Annotated in this window: 20 protein-coding genes and 1 pseudogene; 8 read left to right on the plus strand and 13 right to left on the minus strand. The window is 66.5% G+C overall.

Features of this window, described 5'->3' with window-relative positions:
- Nucleotides 1-79 precede the first annotated feature (79 nt).
- The 3 genes from QZ951_RS13825 (at nucleotide 80) to QZ951_RS13835 (ending at nucleotide 1366) form a co-directional block, all read left to right on the plus strand.
- On the plus strand, nucleotides 80-418 hold the full coding sequence (locus QZ951_RS13825; RefSeq protein WP_293001516.1) for a P-II family nitrogen regulator: 339 nt from the start codon (nucleotides 80-82) through the stop codon (nucleotides 416-418).
- A gap of 62 nt (nucleotides 419-480) precedes the next feature.
- Nucleotides 481-885 carry a DUF4124 domain-containing protein gene (locus tag QZ951_RS13830; RefSeq protein WP_293001445.1) on the plus strand — a complete coding sequence of 135 codons (405 nt, stop codon included), beginning with the start codon at nucleotides 481-483 and terminating at the stop codon, nucleotides 883-885.
- 37 nt (nucleotides 886-922) lie between these two features.
- A complete protein-coding gene (locus tag QZ951_RS13835; RefSeq protein WP_293001447.1) occupies nucleotides 923-1366 on the plus strand; it encodes a DUF4124 domain-containing protein in 444 nt (147 codons plus the stop codon).
- Between the two features lie 30 nt (nucleotides 1367-1396).
- Here the strand turns inward: QZ951_RS13835 and QZ951_RS13840 are convergent, their stop codons facing one another.
- The 10 genes and pseudogenes from QZ951_RS13840 to hisB form a co-directional block, all read right to left on the minus strand.
- Nucleotides 1397-2656: a HAMP domain-containing sensor histidine kinase gene (locus QZ951_RS13840; protein ID WP_293001449.1), complete on the minus strand. Its 1260-nt coding sequence runs from the start codon at nucleotides 2654-2656 to the stop codon at nucleotides 1397-1399.
- Nucleotides 2657-2692: 36 nt separating this feature from the next.
- Complete coding sequence (locus QZ951_RS13845; RefSeq protein ID WP_293001451.1) at nucleotides 2693-3376, minus strand: response regulator transcription factor; 684 nt, start codon at nucleotides 3374-3376, stop codon at nucleotides 2693-2695.
- A 119-nt stretch (nucleotides 3377-3495) separates the two neighbouring features.
- Nucleotides 3496-4254: a twin-arginine translocase subunit TatC gene (tatC, locus tag QZ951_RS13850; RefSeq protein ID WP_293001453.1), complete on the minus strand. Its 759-nt coding sequence runs from the start codon at nucleotides 4252-4254 to the stop codon at nucleotides 3496-3498.
- Complete coding sequence (gene tatB / locus QZ951_RS13855) at nucleotides 4247-4684, minus strand: Sec-independent protein translocase protein TatB (RefSeq protein ID WP_293001455.1); 438 nt, start codon at nucleotides 4682-4684, stop codon at nucleotides 4247-4249. The genes tatC and tatB overlap by 8 nt, the downstream gene beginning before the upstream one ends.
- An 89-nt stretch (nucleotides 4685-4773) precedes the next feature.
- Nucleotides 4774-4944, minus strand: a pseudogene (gene tatA, locus QZ951_RS13860) (Sec-independent protein translocase subunit TatA); the annotation flags it as partial.
- A gap of 57 nt (nucleotides 4945-5001) precedes the next feature.
- On the minus strand, nucleotides 5002-5382 hold the full coding sequence (locus QZ951_RS13865; protein ID WP_293001460.1) for a phosphoribosyl-ATP diphosphatase: 381 nt from the start codon (nucleotides 5380-5382) through the stop codon (nucleotides 5002-5004).
- 5 nt (nucleotides 5383-5387) lie between these two features.
- Nucleotides 5388-6182, minus strand: a complete 795-nt coding sequence (hisF, locus tag QZ951_RS13870) for an imidazole glycerol phosphate synthase subunit HisF (protein ID WP_293001463.1) — start codon at nucleotides 6180-6182, stop codon at nucleotides 5388-5390.
- Nucleotides 6183-6206: 24 nt separating this feature from the next.
- Complete coding sequence (gene hisA, locus QZ951_RS13875; protein WP_293001465.1) at nucleotides 6207-6932, minus strand: 1-(5-phosphoribosyl)-5-[(5-phosphoribosylamino)methylideneamino]imidazole-4-carboxamide isomerase; 726 nt, start codon at nucleotides 6930-6932, stop codon at nucleotides 6207-6209.
- 161 nt (nucleotides 6933-7093) lie between these two features.
- Nucleotides 7094-7738 carry an imidazole glycerol phosphate synthase subunit HisH gene (gene hisH, locus QZ951_RS13880; protein WP_293001467.1) on the minus strand — a complete coding sequence of 215 codons (645 nt, stop codon included), beginning with the start codon at nucleotides 7736-7738 and terminating at the stop codon, nucleotides 7094-7096.
- A gap of 76 nt (nucleotides 7739-7814) precedes the next feature.
- On the minus strand, nucleotides 7815-8408 hold the full coding sequence (hisB, locus tag QZ951_RS13885; protein ID WP_293001469.1) for an imidazoleglycerol-phosphate dehydratase HisB: 594 nt from the start codon (nucleotides 8406-8408) through the stop codon (nucleotides 7815-7817).
- Between the two features lie 190 nt (nucleotides 8409-8598).
- Here hisB and QZ951_RS13890 point away from each other — a divergent pair, with 190 nt between their 5' ends.
- A complete protein-coding gene (locus QZ951_RS13890) occupies nucleotides 8599-8937 on the plus strand; it encodes a hypothetical protein (RefSeq protein ID WP_293001471.1) in 339 nt (112 codons plus the stop codon).
- Between the two features lie 78 nt (nucleotides 8938-9015).
- Nucleotides 9016-9765, plus strand: a complete 750-nt coding sequence (locus QZ951_RS13895) for an SDR family oxidoreductase (protein ID WP_293001473.1) — start codon at nucleotides 9016-9018, stop codon at nucleotides 9763-9765.
- A 24-nt stretch (nucleotides 9766-9789) separates the two neighbouring features.
- Here the strand turns inward: QZ951_RS13895 and QZ951_RS13900 are convergent, their stop codons facing one another.
- On the minus strand, nucleotides 9790-10116 hold the full coding sequence (locus QZ951_RS13900) for a hypothetical protein (RefSeq protein WP_293001475.1): 327 nt from the start codon (nucleotides 10114-10116) through the stop codon (nucleotides 9790-9792).
- 195 nt (nucleotides 10117-10311) lie between these two features.
- Here QZ951_RS13900 and QZ951_RS13905 point away from each other — a divergent pair, with 195 nt between their 5' ends.
- Complete coding sequence (locus tag QZ951_RS13905) at nucleotides 10312-10794, plus strand: peptidylprolyl isomerase (RefSeq protein ID WP_293001478.1); 483 nt, start codon at nucleotides 10312-10314, stop codon at nucleotides 10792-10794.
- 93 nt (nucleotides 10795-10887) lie between these two features.
- Here the strand turns inward: QZ951_RS13905 and QZ951_RS13910 are convergent, their stop codons facing one another.
- Both QZ951_RS13910 and QZ951_RS13915 read right to left on the minus strand, forming a co-directional pair.
- A complete protein-coding gene (locus QZ951_RS13910; protein WP_293001480.1) occupies nucleotides 10888-12891 on the minus strand; it encodes a S9 family peptidase in 2004 nt (667 codons plus the stop codon).
- Between the two features lie 59 nt (nucleotides 12892-12950).
- Complete coding sequence (locus QZ951_RS13915) at nucleotides 12951-14909, minus strand: S9 family peptidase (protein ID WP_293001483.1); 1959 nt, start codon at nucleotides 14907-14909, stop codon at nucleotides 12951-12953.
- Between the two features lie 159 nt (nucleotides 14910-15068).
- On the opposite strand from QZ951_RS13915, the gene QZ951_RS13920 reads away from it, so the two are divergent.
- A complete protein-coding gene (locus QZ951_RS13920) occupies nucleotides 15069-15884 on the plus strand; it encodes a methyltransferase (RefSeq protein ID WP_293001485.1) in 816 nt (271 codons plus the stop codon).
- Nucleotides 15885-15954: 70 nt separating this feature from the next.
- The gene (locus tag QZ951_RS13925) at nucleotides 15955-17976 is read left to right on the plus strand and encodes a S9 family peptidase (RefSeq protein ID WP_293001486.1); all 2022 of its coding nucleotides are present in this window, start codon (nucleotides 15955-15957) and stop codon (nucleotides 17974-17976) included.
- Nucleotides 17977-18027: the final 51 nt, after the last annotated feature.

The raw sequence follows: 18027 nt of genomic DNA on the forward strand, positions 1-18027 counted from the left end.
TGTGCGCGGCGTTCGCCGCCGGAACCATCAGGACCGCTTTGCTAAACTCGCGGCGCGTTTCGAGAACGAGAATCGAATAATGAAAATGCTCATCGCCATCATCAAGCCCTTCCGCCTGGACGCCGTGCGTGAAGCGCTCGCCGACGCCGGCGTGCAAGGCATGACGGTGACCGAAGTGCGCGGCTTCGGCCGCCAGAAAGGTCATACCGAGCTGTACCGCGGTGCCGAGTACACCGTCGACCTGCTGCCGAAGATCAAGCTCGAGGTCGCGCTGACCCCTGATCAGGTCGACAAGGCCGTTGATGCAATTGCCAAGGCTGCGAAGACCGGACAGATCGGCGACGGCAAGATCTTCGTCTACGATCTGAACCAGACGGTCCGGATTCGCACCGGCGAATCGGGCGTCGACGCGGTCTGACGGCGCGCCGGCACCTTCCGGATCCGGCGCGGACCCCGCTCCATGACACCCGGAGGCTGCCGATGCTGCTTCATACCCTGATCCTGCGGGCCGCCCGTCCGGCGCAGGCCCTGCTGTTCCCGTCGCTGCTGCTGGCCGCTGCTGCGGCGCAGGCCGAAGGCCGCGTCTACCAGTGGAAGGACCGCAACAACGTGCTGCATTTCAGCGACACCGCACCGCTGAGCGCCCAGGAAGTGAAGCCGAAGCCGACGTCCAGCGGGCTCGACGCTGGTGCCAGGCTCGCATCGAGCAGCGCCAACGAGCAGGTCTGCGCGCAGAAGAAGGCACAGCTCGCGTCGTTCGTCTCCGCCGGCAAGGTCACCGAGACCAATGCCCTCGGCGAAACCCGCGAGTACAGCGAGGCCGAGCGCCAGAAGCTGATCGAGTCGACCGAGGATGCCGTTCGCGCCGCCTGCGGTCCGGGCTAGGTTTCGGCGCGTGGCTCGCCTGCGTTCCGCGCTGTCCGTGCCCCTGTGGATGACCGCGCTGCTGCTGGCACCGGCGGCGCCTGCGGCCAGCGTCTACAAGTGGGTCGACGCACAGGACCGCGTCCACTATGACGACCGCCACGTGCAGGAACAGCGGCTGACGCTGCAATACCTCAATGATCGCGCGATTCCGGCCCAGCCGGAATCGATCACGCCACGGGCGTTCGTCGCCGCGGTCGAGCAGGACTGTCGCAACACGCAGGACCGCGCGATGGCCTACCGCGCCGCAACGGCGCTGTACGGTCGCGATCCGGCCGGCAATGGCTACCGCCTGTCACCGCGTCAGCAGGCGCTGGAAGTCGCGCAGGCGGAGCGCGAAGCGGCCCGCTACTGCGCGCCCGGTGCAGCCGAAACGCTGTACCGCGAACGGCGCTCGGCGCGTATCGCAGCGGTGCGGATTCCGGTCGAAGACCGGCGCTGAGCCAGACCCGGGCCAACCACCGCGCAAGCTTCAGGTGTTGGCGAAGCGCAGTTCGGCCAATGCCCCGCCTTCCGGCCGATTGTCGAGCGTCAGCTTCCAGCCGTGACGATTGGCCAGCGCCCGCGCCACGTACAGGCCGATGCCGGTGCCGCCGTCGCGACCGCGGAAATGCGGCTCGAACACCTGCGGCAGTTCGTGCGCCGGAATGCCCGGCCCATTGTCGATCACCCGCAGGCCATGCGGTGTCAGCTCGATCGCGACCTCGCCGTGGGCACCCGCGGCGCGCAGCGCATTGCGCAGCAGGTTCGAGAAGATCATGTGCACGCTGCCCGGCGGCGCCACCAGCGTGCACGGCGACAGGCGCCAGACGATCGAGGTGGTCGAGGCATCGAGATCGGCCCATTCCGGCAGCAACCGTTCGAGCACGAGGGTGCTGGTCGGCGTCGAGTCGCGCAGCCGCGACAGCGCCAGCAAGGCGTCGAGATCGGCCTGCGCCTGCGCGACGGCGCGCGAAATGCGCGCCAGCGGCCGCGCCGGGTCCGGTGCACCGGCCAACAGCAGTTCCGCCGCACCGCCGATCACGGTCAGCGGCGTGCGCAGTTCGTGGCTTGCCGCCGCGGAAAAGGTGCGCTCGCGTTCGATCAAGGCGTCGAGGCGCACCATGTAGCCGTTGAGCGCGTCGGAAATCACGCGCAACTCCGGATCGCCGTCGGCACTCAGCCGCGCGCCGCGGCTTTCCGGATCCAGCTGACGGATCTCGGCGACCAGCCGCGCCAGCGGCGTCAATGCCTCGGTCGACAATCGCCGCGCGCTCCACAACGCGAGCAGCGTCACGACCATGACGCCAAGCGAGAACAACGCGATCATGCGCTGCTCGCGCGCGCGCAGCGGGGCGCTGTCGTACAGCAGATAGACCCGATCGGTCACGCCGAGGTCACGGACAAGCACCTGGTAGACGTTCGGGCCGACGTGCACGTCGCTGTACCAGCCGGGGGCCAGCGGCCGGATCGACAGCGGCACGGTGCCGCCATGCGAAGGCCGGTAATAGCGGATGTTCGGCGCCCGGCCGCCTTCGGCATCGCCACTGGACGGCGCGCCAGCCTCGACCAGGTATTGCAGCTCGCGCTCCAGCAGCGTTTCGAGACTCGCACGCTCGACCCAGTACTCGGTCGCCCAGAAGCCGATGCCCTGAATCGCGGCGGCCGAGACCGTCAGCGAAACCAGCGCAATCGCCAGACGGCGCCGCAGCCCGACACGGCTGAACAAGCCCGTCAGCGACTGACGGCTCATCGGGCGAGACGGGCTCGTGAGGAACGGCAGCAGCGCTTACAGGTCGCCGAGATTGGCCAGCCGGTAGCCGCTGCCATGCACCGTGTGCAGCAGCTTCTTCGGCCACGGCTTGTCGATGGCCACGCGCAGCGCGTACATGTGCGCACGAAGCACGTCGCCCTCCGGCGGCGCATCGCCCCACAGCCGACGTTCCAGCTCCTCGCGCCCGACCACGCGGTGGGTTTCGCGCATCAGCAGTTCCAGCAGCTTGCGCAAGGCCGGCGTCAGGCTGATCGGCTCGCCGCCGCGACGGGCGATCAGCGTGTCGAGATCGAATTCGAGATCGGCGACGGTCAGCAGGCGCTCGCCGCTCGGCGCCGTGGCGCGGCGATGCAGCGCTTCGAGCCGCGCCAGCAGCTCGACCATCGCGAATGGCTTGACCAGATAATCGTCGGCACCGGCGCGCAGGCCATCGACGCGATCGCCGACGGTATCGAGCGCGGTCAGCATCAGCACCGGCACGGCCTGGCCGTTGCTGGCGCGCAGGCGACGGCAAACGGTGGCGCCGTCCAGCCCCGGCAGCAGGCGATCGAGCACGATGGCGTCGAAGCGCTGCGCCTGCGCGAGGCGCAGGCCGCTGGGTCCGTCGGCCGCGAAATCGACGCTGTGGCCGTGGCTGCCCAGGAAATCGCCGAGATTGGCAGCGAGATCGGGATGGTCTTCGACGAGCAGCACGTGCATGGCGGGGCACCGGAAAAAGTGTCCGGACAATTTAGCAAGCCCTGACCGCCGCTGCCCGCGCAGGGGTGTGTTGCAGCCCATCGTCGCGCGCCGGCTGGCCTGCCACGCGATGCAGGCGATCAGGCCTCGGTGGTCGCCGTCGCTTCGCGATTGCGGACGATCCAGCGCGACGCGAGGATGCCGACCTCGTACAGCAGATACGCCGGCACCGCGAGCAGGATCTGCGACAGCACGTCCGGCGGCGTCAGGATGGCCGCGGCGACGAACACGCCGACCAGCACGTAGTCGCGGCGCGCCGCGAGCTGCGCCGGCGTCACGAAGCCGGTCAGCACCATCAGCACGATCGCCACCGGCATCTCGAACGCGAAGCCGAAGGCCATGAACAGCTTCAGCACGAAGTCGAGGTACTTCGAGACATCCGTCATCACCGCAACACCTTCGGGCGCTGAGCTGACGAAGAACTTGAACACCGTCGGCAGCACCAGGTAGTACGCGAAGGCCACGCCGACATAGAACAGCAGGGTGCTGCTGGCGAGCATCGGCAGCACCAGTCGGCGCTCGTTGCGGTACAGCCCCGGCGCCACGAACAGCCAGATCTGGTACAGGATCCACGGCAGCGCCAGCGCGAACGCGACGACCGCGGCAAGCTTGAACGGGGTCAGGAACGGCGCCGCCACTTCGGTGGCGATCATGCTGCTGCCGGCCGGCAGCAGCTTCATCATCGGCGTGGCGAGGAAGTGATAAAGCTGGCCGGCGAAGAACAGCAACGGCAGCAGCACGAGGAAGAAGCCGAGCATCGCCCGGACCACGCGGGTGCGCAGCTCGATCAAGTGCGCGAGCAGCGGCTGCTCGGTCGCCGAAAACTCCTGCTCAGACATGCTTTTCCGGCTTCCTCGGTTCGACCACGGCGCGCTCGGCCGCGCCGTCGGCCGGCCGCGCCACGGCGACAGTCGTCGGCGCCTCGGCAATCACCTGCGGCACGGCCGCTGTGGCGACGGCGGACGGCGGCGGAATCGGGTCCGGGTGGTCGCGCAGCATCGAGTTGCCCTGCTCGGCGACGGCCTCGAACCCGCGCTTGAACGACTCCGACTCTTCGGTCAGCAGACGCTTGGCGTCACCGATCTGCTTCTTCAGCTCCGAGGTGTGTGCTTCGCGATCCAGCTCGGCGCTGAGGTTGCGCATGTAGGCGCGCGCCTGCCCGGTCCAGCGGCCGATGGTGCGCGCGATCACCGGCATCTTTTCCGGGCCGAGCACGACCAGCGCCACCAGAAAGCACAGCGCCAGCTCGGAAAAGCTGATGTCGAGCATGGTCCGCGCTCCGCGTCAGATCGAGCGGTCGATCAGACCTTTTCGTCGTGACGGTCGACCACCGGCGGTGGCGACTTCATTTCCGCACGCAGCGCGTCGGCCTGCTTCTGGCCTTCTTCCTCGCCATCCTTCATCGCGCTCTTGAAATTCTTGACCGCCGCGCCGAGGTCGCCGCCGGCGCCGCGCAGCTTCTTGGTGCCGAACACGAGAACCACGATGCCCAGCACGATCAACCAGTGCCAAATGCTCAAACTGCCCATTGAAGTGCTCCTCGATCGGTATCGGCGGCCGTAACTGCGGCCGGGGTGGAAACGGGATTATGACGCGCTGCGCGCCGCCTTTTCCGCCAGACCGGAGCGACCGGTCCTGCGGGCAAGTTCGTCGGTGACCGCCGCAAGCGGCAGATCGTACGCCGCCATCAGCACCAGCGTGTGAAACCAGAGGTCGGCCAGCTCGCGCGCCAGCAGCACGCGGTGTGCTTCGCCACCGCCCGGAACGTCCTTGGCGGCGATGATGGTCTCGGCCGCTTCCTCGCCGATCTTCTTCAGGATCGCGTCCGGACCCTTGGCGTAGAGGCTGGCGACATAGCTCTGCGCCGGATCGGCGCCCCGGCGCTCGACCAGGGTCGCGTACAGCGCTGCGAGCACGCCTTCAGGCGTCCCCGACGCGCCCGCGGCAACCGGCGTGGAATCGGTCATCCGGCTCAGATCGTGAACGGCAGCGGTTCAGCGAGGCGCACCGGTGTGCCATGCGCCGCCAGATGGCGCTTGGCCTGGCCGACCGTGTACTGCCCGCTGTGAAAGATGCTGGCCGCGAGCACGGCATCGGCACCGCCTTCGGCGAGGCCCTGCTGCAGGTGGTCGAGCGTACCGACGCCGCCGCTGGCGATGACCGGGACCGGCACCGAATCGGTGATCGCGCGCAGCAGTTCGAGGTCGTAGCCGGACTTCGTGCCATCGCGGTCCATGCTGGTCACCAGCAGTTCGCCGGCGCCCTTGTTGACCATCAGCACGGCCCATTCCAGCGCGTCGAGCCCGGTGGCCTTGCGGCCGCCGTGGGTGAACACTTCCCAGCGCAGCGGCTGGCCTTTCTTCGACACGCGCTTGACGTCGATCGCGACGACGATGCACTGCACGCCGTAGCGGTCGCTGGCCTCGGTGACGAACTCCGGCCGCAGCACGGCGGACGTATTGATCGAGACCTTGTCGGCACCGGCCGACAGCAACGCGCGGACATCGGCACAGGTGCGCACGCCGCCGCCGACGGTCAGCGGGATGTAGATGGTCTCGGCGACCGCTTCCACCGTCTTGAACAGGGTCGGACGATCGTCGCTGGACGCGGTGATGTCGAGGAACACCAGCTCGTCGGCGCCCTGCGCGTCGTAGCGGCGGGCGACTTCGACCGGATCACCGGCGTCGCGCAGGTCCTCGAACTTGACGCCCTTGACCACGCGGCCGGCGTTGATGTCGAGACAGGGGATGACGCGCTTCGCAAGCATGGGAGACCGCCAAGGGGTGAAGACTTACTGGACGGCCTTCAGACAGTCCTTGAACTGCAGGCCGCCTTCATACAGCGCGCGGCCGATGACGGCACCGATGACGCCGTCTTCCTCCAGCGACTTCAGCAGATGCAGGTCCTCGATCGTCGACACGCCGCCGGAGGCGATGATGTCGGTCTTGACCGAGCGGGCCAGTTCGCGCGTGGCTTCGACATTGAAGCCGCTCATCATGCCGTCGCGGCCGATGTCGGTGTAGATGATCGCTTCGACGCCGTCGTGCTCGCACTGCTTGGCCATGTCGATGACGCCATGCGCCGACAGCTTGGACCAGCCGTCGACCGCCACGCGTCCGTCCTTGGCATCGAGGCCGACGAAGATGTGGCGCGGGTATTCCAGACACAGGTCGCGCAGGAAATGCGGCGTGTTGACCGCCTTGGTGCCGATGATGATGTAGCTGATGCCGGCATTCAGGTACAGCTGCACGGTGTCTTCGTCGCGAACGCCGCCACCGGCCTGCACCGGCACGTTGCCGCAGGCCTTGGCGATCTTCTCGATCACCTTCAGGTTGATCGGCGAGCCCTTCAGCGCGCCGTCGAGATCGACGACGTGGATGCGGCTCGCGCCTTCATCGACCCAGCGCTGCGCGACCTCGACCGGATCGTTCGAGAATACGGTGACATCGTCCATCCGGCCTTGGCGCAGGCGGACGCACTGGCCATTCTTCAGGTCAATCGCAGGGATCAGCAGCATGGGGAGCGGTCAGCGGTGCGCCAGAGGGCGAAAAGGGATCGGGAACCGGCCGCTGCGGAGTGCATGCCGACGTTCATCAATTGGTCAGAATTTGCCCGAAACTGTGCCGCAAAGCCGCTATTCAGGCAAGCGCAGCGCAGCAAAAAGCCGAGGCGCGCCGATCACGGCACTTCGCCGTCCCAGTTCGCGAAGTTCGCGAGCAGGCGCAGCCCGACCGACTGGCTTTTCTCCGGGTGAAACTGGAAGCCGACGACATTGTCGCGGCCGACCGCCGAGGCGAACGGACGGGTGTAGTCGGTGACGCCGAGCGCATGGTCCGGGTTGACCGGCATCGCGTAGTAGCTGTGCACGAAGTAGAACCAGCTGTTGTCCGGCACGCCGTCCCAGACCGGGTGAGGCACCGCCTGCTTGACCCGGTTCCAGCCCATGTGCGGCACCTTCAGGCGCTCGATGGCATCGGCTGGCGGATCCGGAAAGCGCATCACGTCGCCCGGGATCAGGCCGAGGGCGGCGACACCACCGTTCTCCTCGCTGCGTTCGAGCAGCACCTGCATGCCGAGACAGACGCCGAGCAGCGGCCGCTTGCGCGAGGCCTCGATCACCAGATCGTTCAGTTCCAGCCGCCGCAGTTCGTTCATGCAGGCACGCACGCCGCCGACGCCGGGCAACACCAGACGATCGCAGTCGAGCAGTTCTTCCGGGTCGTAGCTGATGACGATGCGCTGGTTGCCCGCGACCCGCTCCAGCGATTTGCCGAGCGAGTGCAGGTTGCCCATGCCGTAGTCGATGACGCCGATCTTTTCCATCACGCCGGAGCTTTAAGCGGGGGTCTTCGGAAGCACGAGATTGGCTGGCAAGCAGGCGGCCGTGACGCGCCGGGGCCTACAGCACGCCCTTGGTCGACGGCATCGCGCCGTGGGCGCGCGGATCGAACTCCACCGCCATGCGCAGCGCCCGGCCGAACGCCTTGAACACGGTCTCGGCCACGTGATGGGCATTGCGGGCGCGCAGGCAGTCGACGTGCAGGGTCACCTTGGCGTGATTGACGAAACCCTGGAAGAACTCGCGGAACAGGTCGACATCGAACTCGCCGATGCGGGCGCGCGGAAATTCGACGAACCATTCCAGCCCGGGACGACCGGAGCAGTCGAGCACGACGCGCGACAAAGCCTCGTCCAGCGGCACGTAGGAATGGCCGTAGCGGATGATGCCGCGCTTGTCGCCGATCGCCTTGTCGAAAGCCTGGCCGAGGCAGATGCCGATGTCTTCGACCGTGTGGTGATGGTCGATGTGGACATCGCCCTTGGCTTCCACGACGAGGTCGACGAGCCCATGGCGCGCGACCTGTTCGAGCATGTGCTCGAGAAAGTGGATGCCGGTGTCGAACCGGTGTTGGCCGGAACCGTCGAGATTGATCTCGACGCCGATCTGGGTTTCGCGGGTATCGCGACGAACGCTGGCAACGCGGGCAGACATTTCTGCAGGGCCGTCTGGTGAAAAGGCGCGAAAGAATACACCCGCGCGGCAAAACCGTGCCAACGCGTGGCCGCTGCAGGCTTTTCATGCAGTCCTCCGCGCCGCTCCCGAGGCACGGCCGGGCTGACTTTGCGCGCCGGCCATGTCATGTTCGCGACCTGTTCGGACCAGGAACGAACCCGTGAAGACGATGACCCGCCGACTGCTGATGGTGACCGGCGCCAGCCTGCTGCTGGCCGCCTGCACGCAGGAAACGCAGAACCAGATCAGCCGCAGCATCCAGAACTGGACCGGCACCAACGGCGTGCTCGAGGTCTACGCCGGCGACAAGGTCGTGCGCCGCTTCATCAACATCGACAAGCTGACCACCGCCAGCGGCACCGATGACGGCCGGCCGCGCGCGTATCGTTACGGCTATGGCGTGCTCGACGAAAACCTGAACCTGATCAAGGACGGCGACGAGAAGAAGGTCTACTTCGAGATCAGCGACTACGCGACGAACTACGTGTTCTTCGAGAATCCGCACTGACGCCCAGTGCCGCGCCGGCGCATCCGCCTTCATCCCGGCCACGTTCCGGGATTTCCATGGTCTTGTTCGAGCGTGCTCGTGAACCTTCATGCCCTGATCATCGGTGGCAGCCGCGGCATCGGGCTGGCACTGGTCGAAACCCTGCTGGCCGATCCGGCGTGGTCGCGGGTCACTGCGGCCGCGCGGCACGCCGAGTCGGCACCCGGCCTCGACGCGCTCGCCGCGATCCACACCCCGCGCCTGCACCGGCTGAATCTCGACGTCAGCGACGAGCGTTCGCTGCAGGCGGCAGCGGCGCGTGTCGCCAGCGTCGATCCGGCCCTGCACCTGCTGATCAACACGGCCGGGCTGCTGCACGACGACGGCCTTCGGCCCGAGCGCCGGCTGGCCGAGGTCACCGCCGACAATCTCCTGCGCAGCTACGCGGTCAATGCCGTCGGGCCGATCCTGATCGCCAAGCACTTCCATCCCCTGCTCGCCCATGGCGAGCGCGCGGTGCTGGCGAACCTGTCGGCCCGCGTCGGGTCGATCGGCGACAACCGGCTGGGCGGCTGGTACGCCTATCGCGCTGCGAAGGCTGCGCAGAACCAGCTGACGCGGACCGTGTCGATCGAACTGGCCCGCCGGGCGCCGAAGCTGATCACCGTTGCGCTGCATCCGGGCACCGTGGCCACCGATCTGTCGAAGCCGTTCTCCGGCAATGTCGCCGGCGACAAGCTGTTCACGCCGGCGTACGCCGCCGAGCGCCTGCTGGCAGTGATCGCCGGCCTGAGCACCGAGTCCAATGGCCGCTTCTATGCCTGGGACGGGGCTGAAATCCCCTGGTAGACACGTTCGCGCCGGCGACGGCGCTCAGGCCAGCACGCCGCCGATGATCGCGCCGAGCAGCCGCGCGCCGGAATCGAGAAACGCGAGGAAGATGCCGCCGAGGCCGGCGATGAAGCCGATCACGACGAGGCCGGTCAGCAGCGTGCCGAACGTCGCGAACAGCACGCCGACGAGGATCGACGACACCACCCATGCGATCAGCGCGCTGCCGATGCCGCCAGAGACCTTGCCGCCGACCACGCCGCCGATGAAGCCGCCGATGCCGGGCAGCCAGCACAGCAGCACCGAAATCAGGATCATCCAGAATCCGCCCCAGAAGACGCTGCCGCCGCGGTCCGTCCCATCTGACATCGTGATGCTCCCTGTTGGTTCACGCCGATCCGTCATCGTGGCGCGTGCCGCGGCAAATGCAAGCCCGGGCCGCGCAGCCGCTGCCCGACCATCTCGGCAAGACGCGTCCTGCGCGCCGCGTCAGGCGCGGCAGACGGCTCCGTCAGCTCGATTCCGCTACCATTCGCGTTCTCATTTCCTCAACCGGAACCCGTCATGCAGATCGCCGACCGTTGCGTCGCCTACTTCCACTACACGCTGACCAATGCTGGCGGCGACGTGCTGGATTCCTCCGAAGGCCGTGACCCGCTGCCGTACCTGCATGGCAAGGGCAACATCGTCGTCGGTCTCGAAAAGGCGCTGGCCGGCAAGCAGGCGGGCGACAAGCTGAACGTCGTCGTCAGCGCGGAAGAAGGCTATGGCGCGCACAACCCGGCGCTGGTGCAGAAAGTGCCGAAGGCGGCGTTCCAGGGCGTCGACAACCTCGAGCCGGGCATGCAGTTCCAGGCCGAAAGCAACATGGGCCCGGTCAGCGTCGTGATCACCGCGATCGAAGGCGATGAAGTCACCGTCGACGGCAACCATCCGCTGGCAGGCGAAACACTGCATTTCGCCGTGGAAATCACGTCGGTGCGCGAAGCCAGCGTCGAAGAAGTGCTGCACGGTCACGTGCATGGCGCCGGTGGTCATCACCACTGAGGACTGACGCCGCGGCCGCGATGCCGCAGTGATCTGGAAAGCCCGCACCGCCGACGGCGATGCGGGCTTTCTCGTTTCAGCAGCTTGACGGACTTACGGCGACGCCGGCGTGGGAGCCGCTCTGGCCGTGCCGATGTTCTCGTCCAGAAAAGCCAGCAGCTTCTCGTAGTACTCGATGACGTTGTCCGTCTTCTGGAAGCCATGCCCTTCCTCGGCCTTGACCAGCCATTGATGCGGCAGCTTGCGCCGCTGCAATTCCCGACGCAGCGCCTTGGCCTGCGAAACCGGTGCTCGGGCATCGTCCTCGCCGTGCACGATCAGCATCGGGGCCAGCAGGCGATCGAGATAGGTGATCGGCGACTGTGCGATCTGCTCCGCCTCGCTGCTGCCGATGGCCTCCGACAGATACTCGCGGCCGGATGCCTTCCGACCCACGTCCGACTCCTTCTTCAACAGCTTCAGGTCGTAGACGCCCGCCGTGCCGACGACGCAGCGATACAGGTCCGGCTCGCGCACGGCACTCATCAACGCCGCGTAGCCGCCGTAGCTGGCGCCGGAAATGCAGATTCTAGAGGGATCGACAAAGCCCTGCGCGATGGACCAGCGGACGGCATCGGTGATGTCATCGATCATCGTCGTCGCCCACGCCTTGCGGCCGGCATCGACGAAATCGCCGCCATAGCCGCTGGAGCCCCGGAAATTGACTTGCAGCACGGCATAGCCGCGACTGGCCAGCAATTGCACCTCGGGATCGAAGCCCCACTCGTCCCGCACCTCGTACGGCCCTCCGTGCGGCATCATCACCAGCGGCATCCGCATCGGGCTGAGCCCTTTCGGCACCGTCAGATAGCCCCACAGCGGCGTGCCATCGCGCGCGTTCAGCGTGATCGGTCGCTGCTCGGACATCAGCTCCGGATCGATCCAGTCGCGGACGCCCGCGAAGTAGTCGGCCTTGCGCGTCGTGGTATCGAAGAAGTAGTAGTCCCCCGGCGTGCGATCGTCATAGACGAAGATCAGCGCGCGCTTGCCGTCGCGGGTCAGCGATGCTGGCTGCACCTGCTTGCCGGGAAAGGCTTCCGCCAGCAGCTTCAGCAGTTCCCGATGCGGGTGATCGATGTCCAGCAGCTTCAGCTCGGGCTTGCCAGGCGAGAACACGGCGGCGATCGGCACGCCACGCCGGTCGAACGAGGTGATCACATGATCGACTTCGGCCCGGTGGTCGCAGGCCAGCTTGTTACGCGTGCCGGTCTCCAGTACGTGCTCGACCAGACAGCTGCGCGGGCCGAATTCTCGGGACAGCAGATAAACCGACCGCCCGTCGCGCGAGAAGCTCAGCGGCTCGACGTCGGCGTCGCCAGGGGCTTCGACCTGCTGCCATTTGTCTTTGCCCGGCAGTCGCTGCCAAGCCTTGGCGTTGAAGACATGGCGCTCCGTCACCGCGTACCGCACCTGACCCTCATGATCGATCACGAACCGCGTCGGGCTGCCCGGCTCCGGCGATGTCGCCAGTGTTTCAAGATCGCCGGTCTTGAGGTCGAGTCGCAGCAGCAGCTCGGGATTCCGGTCGAAATCGATCCACTTCCGGCTCTTGACCAGAATATGGTTCGGGTCATCGATCAGGGGATCGACCATCGCCGCACCGGCGTAGACCCACTGCTGCCGAGCCCGGCGAGAGTTGCGCAAGCCCGGCGCGTTGCGATCGCCGAACAGGTAGCGGAAGTCGCTGCCATCCACCTTCACCGCCACCATCTCTCCGGTCAGAGACGGCAGGTCATCGCGCGAGTACTGCACCGCCAGCGTCGCGACGAGGGTGTCGTCGGATGCCCACCAGTAGTCGGCAATGTGGTCGTTCGGCTGCAACTGCAGAGAACCCACCTGCTTCGAATCGGACACCCGAATCGTCGCCAGCCCGGAGTTGCGGTCGTTCGGCACCAGCACCGCCACGTACTGACCGTCCGGCGAGAGCCGGAAATCGGTGAACACGGCCGGTTTCGCGAACGCAGCAACCGGCAGCCCGGCCGGCACCGCCTGAGCGGCCTGCGCGTCGTCAGCCGCGTGTGCAGTCACGGCAAACGACGCCATCAGCGACAGCAGCATCGACGAACACATCGATCGCACGGGCACCTGTGCCGATCGCCGCGGTTGCGACGTCACGATCAAGGCTTGGCACCGATATGGCGATCCAGAAACGCAAGCAGCGTCTGGTGGTGCGTGAGGATATTGCCTTCATCGATGAAGCCGTGCCCTTCTCCGGCCTTGACCAGCCACTCGTACGGAAGCTTGCGGGCATCGAGCGCCTTGCGAAGCGCTTTCGCCTGCGAGAACGGCGTGCGCCGGTCTTCCTCGCCGTGGATGACCAGCACCGGCGCCTTGAGCTTGTCGATGTAGGTCAACGGCGACTGCGCGATCATTTCCGCTTCGTTCGCGGCGACACCGGCTTCGAGGTAGCGCTTGCCGAAATCGCTGTCGGCGACGTCGGAATCGTCGCGCCACAGCTTGAGGTCGTAGATCCCGGCTTCGGCAACGACGCAGCGATACAGCTCGGGCTCGCGCACTGCGCTCATCATGGCCGCGTAGCCGCCATAGCTGCCGCCGTAGATGCAGACCCGCGCCGGATCGGCCACGCCCTGCGCGATCAATCCCTTCAGCGAATCGGTGAGGTCGTCGATCATCGTCGTGCCCCAGGCCCGACGGCCCTGACGTGAAAACTCGAAACCGAATCCCCCGGAACCCCGGAAATTGACCTGCAGCACCGCGTAGCCGCGCGAAGCCAGCATCTGCGGCTCGGGATCGAAGGTCCAGTGTTCGCGAATGCCGAACGGCCCCCCGTGCGGATGCACGATCAGCGGCAGGTTCTTGCCGTTGCTGCCGCGCGGAATGGTCAGATAGCCGTGCAGCGGCGTGCCATCGCGCGACTTGAAGGAGACCGGCTGGCGGGCCGCCATCAACTCCGGATCGAGCCATTCCAGTTCCGCCGTCAGAAACTGCGCATTGCGGCTCTTGGTATCAAACAGGTAGTAGTCGGCCGTGGTCCGGTCGTCTTGCGTGGTCACCAGGAGGCGTCCGCCGTCGCGAGTCGCGGAAGCGACCCTGATCTGCTTCCCCGGGAATGCCGCCTGCAGCAGCTTCAGCAGTTCGATGTTCGGGTGACCGGTGTCGAGCAGCCGGGTCTCGGGCTTGCCGGCCTCGAATACGGCCGCAATCGGCTCACCGCCAATCGCGAACGCGTCAATCGTGTGATCGAGATCGGCCGCCTCGTGGCAGGCGACCTTGGTCAGCGCTCCGGTGTCCAGCGTCTGCCGGACCAGACACGAGCGATCGCCGAAATGGCGGGAGGCGAGAAACACGGATTTGCCGTCCTCCGCGAACGCGACCGGCTCCGCCTTGGCGAATTCGCCTTCCTTCTCCAGCGGCTGCCACTCCTCCTGTCCGACATCGCGTTTCCAGGTCTTGTACTGGAATGGGCCCGCGGACACCGACACGAAACGCACCTGCCCCTGGCGATCGAGCAGGAAATCGGCAAAGCCGGCGGCCGGGGCCACCGCCAGCGTCTCCAGCTTCGATGTTCTCAGATCGAGCCGCGAGACCACAGCCTTGCTGTCCTCGCCGGTGTTGATCTCGCGGCTGGAAATGATCACGTGATTCGGGTCGTCGATCAGTGGATCGATCACCGTCGCCCATACCCGCTTCAGCGTCTTCTTGCCCAGGCGTGATCCGATCTTGCCGTCAATCCCCTGCTGGCCGATGACATAACGCAGGTCGCGGCCGGTGGCATCGAAGGTCACGATGTCGCCGGTCGAACTCAGCGGATCCAGCGGACCATCGCGGTAGCCCAGTTCGGCCACCAGCCGCTTGTCTCCGGCCCACCAGACGCGGACGAACTGCTGGTCACCCGTGAGCCGGACGCCGCCGACCGCCTTCAATTCCGGAACCGACAACACGGCAATCGCGCCGGCGCGCGCGCCGGGCACCAGTGCGGCCACCATCGTTCCGTCCGGCGACAGCTTCAGCGCAGTGAACACGTTCTTCTTCGCGAACGCTTCCAGCGGAATCGGCGGCGCCGATTCCGCTGCACGCACCGCGGGCGCCAGCACCAGCACGAGCAGCAGTGCCATCCATTTCGAAGCGGCAGACTTCCCTGAAAACATCGATCACTCCTCAGTTCGTTGTTCGTTTTGTCTTTGACGCACGTCGCACTCGGGTTAGTGTAAAACCAACCATTCGCCGCGCTCTGCGGCGCCGATCACAGTTTGCCGATCGTCAGGAGGACGTCCATGTTTCGAGCGTCATGCAGTGCCCTGCTGCTGTTGTCCCTCAGTGGCGCCGCCACCGCCGGCCCGAGCCTTGCGGAAGCCGTGGCCAATCCGCAGCGGACACCGGAATTCGTCGCGCGTGATGGCTACCGCCATCCGGTTGAAACCCTGAGCTTCTTCGGCATCAAGCCGACGATGACGGTGGTCGAGATCTGGCCCGGCACCGGCTGGTACACCGAGATTCTCGCGCCCTACTTGCGCGACGAAGGCCGCTACTACGCCGCGACCTCGGCCGCCAGCCTGCCGATGGCGAGCGAAGCCACGAAGAAAGCGGTTGCGGCGTACAAGGACAAGCTGGCGGCGAATCCGGCGCTGTACGGCAAGGTCGAGCTGACCGAATTCCGGCCACCGCTCCGCGTCGAAGTGGCCCCGGCGGGCACGGCCGACCTGGTGCTGACATTCCGCAACGTCCACAACTGGATCAGCGGCGATTTCGAGCTCGACGCGTTCAAGGCGTTCTACGCCGCACTGAAGCCGGGCGGCGTGCTCGGCGTGGTCGAACATCGTGCGCCAAGCCTGCAGAACCGCGACACCTCGCGTGACAACGGCTACGTCACCGAGGGCTACATCCGCGCACTGGCCTACAGCGCAGGCTTCGACTTCGCCGGCGGCTCGCCTGTCAACAACAATCCGAATGACACCAAGAACTATCCGGAAGGTGTCTGGACCCTGCCGCCGGTACTGCGGCTGAAGGACGTCGACCGCGACAAGTACGTTGCGATCGGCGAATCGGACCGCATGACCTTGAAGTTCGTGAAGCCGAAAACGGCGAAGTAGTCCTGATCAGGGAACCGCAAGCCCGCACCGACCCATCGGTCCGGGCTTGCTCGGAAAAAGGATGTTTCCGATGTCGAGCCTCGCATTGAGCGCCGTCCGCAGCATCGTCGCGCTGGGCCTGCTGCTGACGGCGGCACTGGTGCGTGCCGACGCGCCGACCGCTGCTGACTTCGCCAGCCGCCCGGAGTATTCGCGGCTCAGGCTTTCGCCGGACGGCAGCAGCATCGGCGTCATCGCCGAGATCAATGGCCAGCAAGGCCTGATGGTGATCCGGCTGGCCGACAAGGCGGTCATCGGACGCTTCTCGCTGGGGCTCGACGGCGCGATCGCCAACTACTGGTGGGTCAGTCCCACGCGGCTGGTGGTCAGTGGCGCCATCCAGTTCGGTTCGCTCGACCAGCCGCGCGAGATCGGCGAGCTGATCGGCGTCGATGCCGATGGCGGCAATCGCAGCTATCTGTTCGGCTATCGCGCCCCGATCGGCCCGGTGAAGGCCCGCGGCACGAACGGCCGCGGCATCGATCTTCAGGATCGCTCCGAAGCGGCGACGATGGTGGACCCCCGTCCGGAGGATCCGCGACATGCCGTCATCGCCGTGCACAGCTTCACCGAAACCGGCGAGCCGAACCGTGCCAGCGCCGTGCTGCTGGATGTCTACACCGGCGCGCGCAGCCAGCTCGCCAGCGCACCGATTGCCGGCGACAGCGATTTCCTGACCGATCAGGACGGCGCCGTGCGCTATGTCGTGACCGAAGACCGTGACGCCCGCTCGCAGACCTGGGTCCGGCGCACGGCCGGTGCCGACTGGCAGCTGCTGAACCAGGGGGCTCTGGCCGACGCCGACATCACGCCACTGCGCTTCGATGCCGGCGGCAAGGCCTATCTGCGCTCGAACGAGAAGAATGGCCTTGATTGCCTGTACGAACAGGACCTGTTCTCCGGAGACAAGCGCGAGTTGAGTTGCGATGACGTTGCCGATCTCGCTCAGGCGATCTTCAGCTTCGATCGTCGTCAGCCGATCGCGGCGCTGTATGAAGCGGGCAGGCCGACCATCCGGTATCTGACCGATCACCCGGATCGCGTGCTGCTGGAGAAGATCCAGAACAGCTTTCCGGAGCAGGTGGCGATCCCGGTGTCGGTGACGCGCGACGGCAACAAGGCGGTCCTGCTGGTCTACAGCGACCGTAGCCCGGGCCGCTATTTCCTGTTTGACCGGGCGTCGGAAAAGGCCACATTCCTGCTGTTGGCCCACCGCGGGATCGATCCGAAGCAGATGGCCGAGCGCCGACCGATCACCTACCCGGCGCGTGATGGTCGCGTGATCCACGGCTACCTGACCGCGCCGCGGGGCGATCCGGCGAAGGGCTTGCCAATGGTGCTGCTGCCGCACGGCGGACCGTTCGGCATCCGCGACAGCTGGGAATGGGACGCCGAAGCGCAATGGCTCGCCGCGAACGGTTATGCGGTGCTGCAGCCCAACTTCCGCGGTTCCGGCGGCTACGGCCGCGACCATCTGCTGGGCGGTCAGCAGCGCTGGGACAGCGTGATGATCGACGACCTTGTCGATGGAACACGATGGGCGATCGAACAGGGTGTGGCGGACGCGGACCGCATCGGCGTCTTCGGTGCAAGCTACGGCGGCTATGCCGCGTTGATGAGTGCGCTGCGCGAACCGGCGCTGTATCGCTGCGTCGTCGACTATGCGGGCGTCAGCGACCTGAAGGCCTTGAGCGAAAACTCGGACATCGCCAACACGCGAGCCGGCCGCAGCTTCATCGACCGCTTCATCGGCTCGTCGAGCGCGCGACTCAAGGCGGCGTCACCGCTGACCCTGATCGATCGCCTGAAGGCGCCGGTATTCATCGTGCACGGCGAAGAAGATGCCCGCGTGCCGTTCGCGCAGGCGAAGGCACTGCGCAAGGCGCTGGACCAGCGCAAGCTGCCGTACGAATGGCTGACCAAGAAGGGCGAAGGCCATGGCTTCTCGAAACCCGAGAACCGCGAGGAGTTCCTGATCAAGCTGGTCGCGTTCCTCGACCGTCACCTGGAACCGGCAGCACCGGCTGCCGACACGACACCCGCCGCACGCTGAGGCAACGGCGCAACGCGGCGGGACCGAACACGATCCTGCCGCAGACGCAGG

This window comes from Nevskia sp., assembly GCF_021732705.1.
Lineage (GTDB): Bacteria > Pseudomonadota > Gammaproteobacteria > Nevskiales > Nevskiaceae > Nevskia.

Bases quoted from the DNA above. Each gene is read 5' to 3' on its own strand.
- QZ951_RS13825 (WP_293001516.1), top strand. From the start codon at position 80: ATGAAAATGCTCATCGCCATCATCAAGCCCTTCCGCCTGGACGCCGTG.
- QZ951_RS13830 (WP_293001445.1), top strand. From the start codon at position 481: ATGCTGCTTCATACCCTGATCCTGCGGGCCGCCCGTCCGGCGCAGGCC.
- QZ951_RS13840 (WP_293001449.1), bottom strand. From the start codon at position 2,656: ATGAGCCGTCAGTCGCTGACGGGCTTGTTCAGCCGTGTCGGGCTGCGG.
- QZ951_RS13845 (WP_293001451.1), bottom strand. From the start codon at position 3,376: ATGCACGTGCTGCTCGTCGAAGACCATCCCGATCTCGCTGCCAATCTC.
- tatC (WP_293001453.1), bottom strand. From the start codon at position 4,254: ATGTCTGAGCAGGAGTTTTCGGCGACCGAGCAGCCGCTGCTCGCGCAC.
- tatB (WP_293001455.1), bottom strand. From the start codon at position 4,684: ATGCTCGACATCAGCTTTTCCGAGCTGGCGCTGTGCTTTCTGGTGGCG.
- QZ951_RS13865 (WP_293001460.1), bottom strand. From the start codon at position 5,382: ATGACCGATTCCACGCCGGTTGCCGCGGGCGCGTCGGGGACGCCTGAA.
- hisF (WP_293001463.1), bottom strand. From the start codon at position 6,182: ATGCTTGCGAAGCGCGTCATCCCCTGTCTCGACATCAACGCCGGCCGC.
- hisA (WP_293001465.1), bottom strand. From the start codon at position 6,932: ATGCTGCTGATCCCTGCGATTGACCTGAAGAATGGCCAGTGCGTCCGC.
- hisH (WP_293001467.1), bottom strand. From the start codon at position 7,738: ATGGAAAAGATCGGCGTCATCGACTACGGCATGGGCAACCTGCACTCG.
- hisB (WP_293001469.1), bottom strand. From the start codon at position 8,408: ATGTCTGCCCGCGTTGCCAGCGTTCGTCGCGATACCCGCGAAACCCAG.
- QZ951_RS13890 (WP_293001471.1), top strand. From the start codon at position 8,599: ATGACCCGCCGACTGCTGATGGTGACCGGCGCCAGCCTGCTGCTGGCC.
- QZ951_RS13900 (WP_293001475.1), bottom strand. From the start codon at position 10,116: ATGTCAGATGGGACGGACCGCGGCGGCAGCGTCTTCTGGGGCGGATTC.
- QZ951_RS13905 (WP_293001478.1), top strand. From the start codon at position 10,312: ATGCAGATCGCCGACCGTTGCGTCGCCTACTTCCACTACACGCTGACC.
- QZ951_RS13910 (WP_293001480.1), bottom strand. From the start codon at position 12,891: ATGCTGCTGTCGCTGATGGCGTCGTTTGCCGTGACTGCACACGCGGCT.
- QZ951_RS13915 (WP_293001483.1), bottom strand. From the start codon at position 14,909: ATGGCACTGCTGCTCGTGCTGGTGCTGGCGCCCGCGGTGCGTGCAGCG.
- QZ951_RS13920 (WP_293001485.1), top strand. From the start codon at position 15,069: ATGTTTCGAGCGTCATGCAGTGCCCTGCTGCTGTTGTCCCTCAGTGGC.
- QZ951_RS13925 (WP_293001486.1), top strand. From the start codon at position 15,955: ATGTCGAGCCTCGCATTGAGCGCCGTCCGCAGCATCGTCGCGCTGGGC.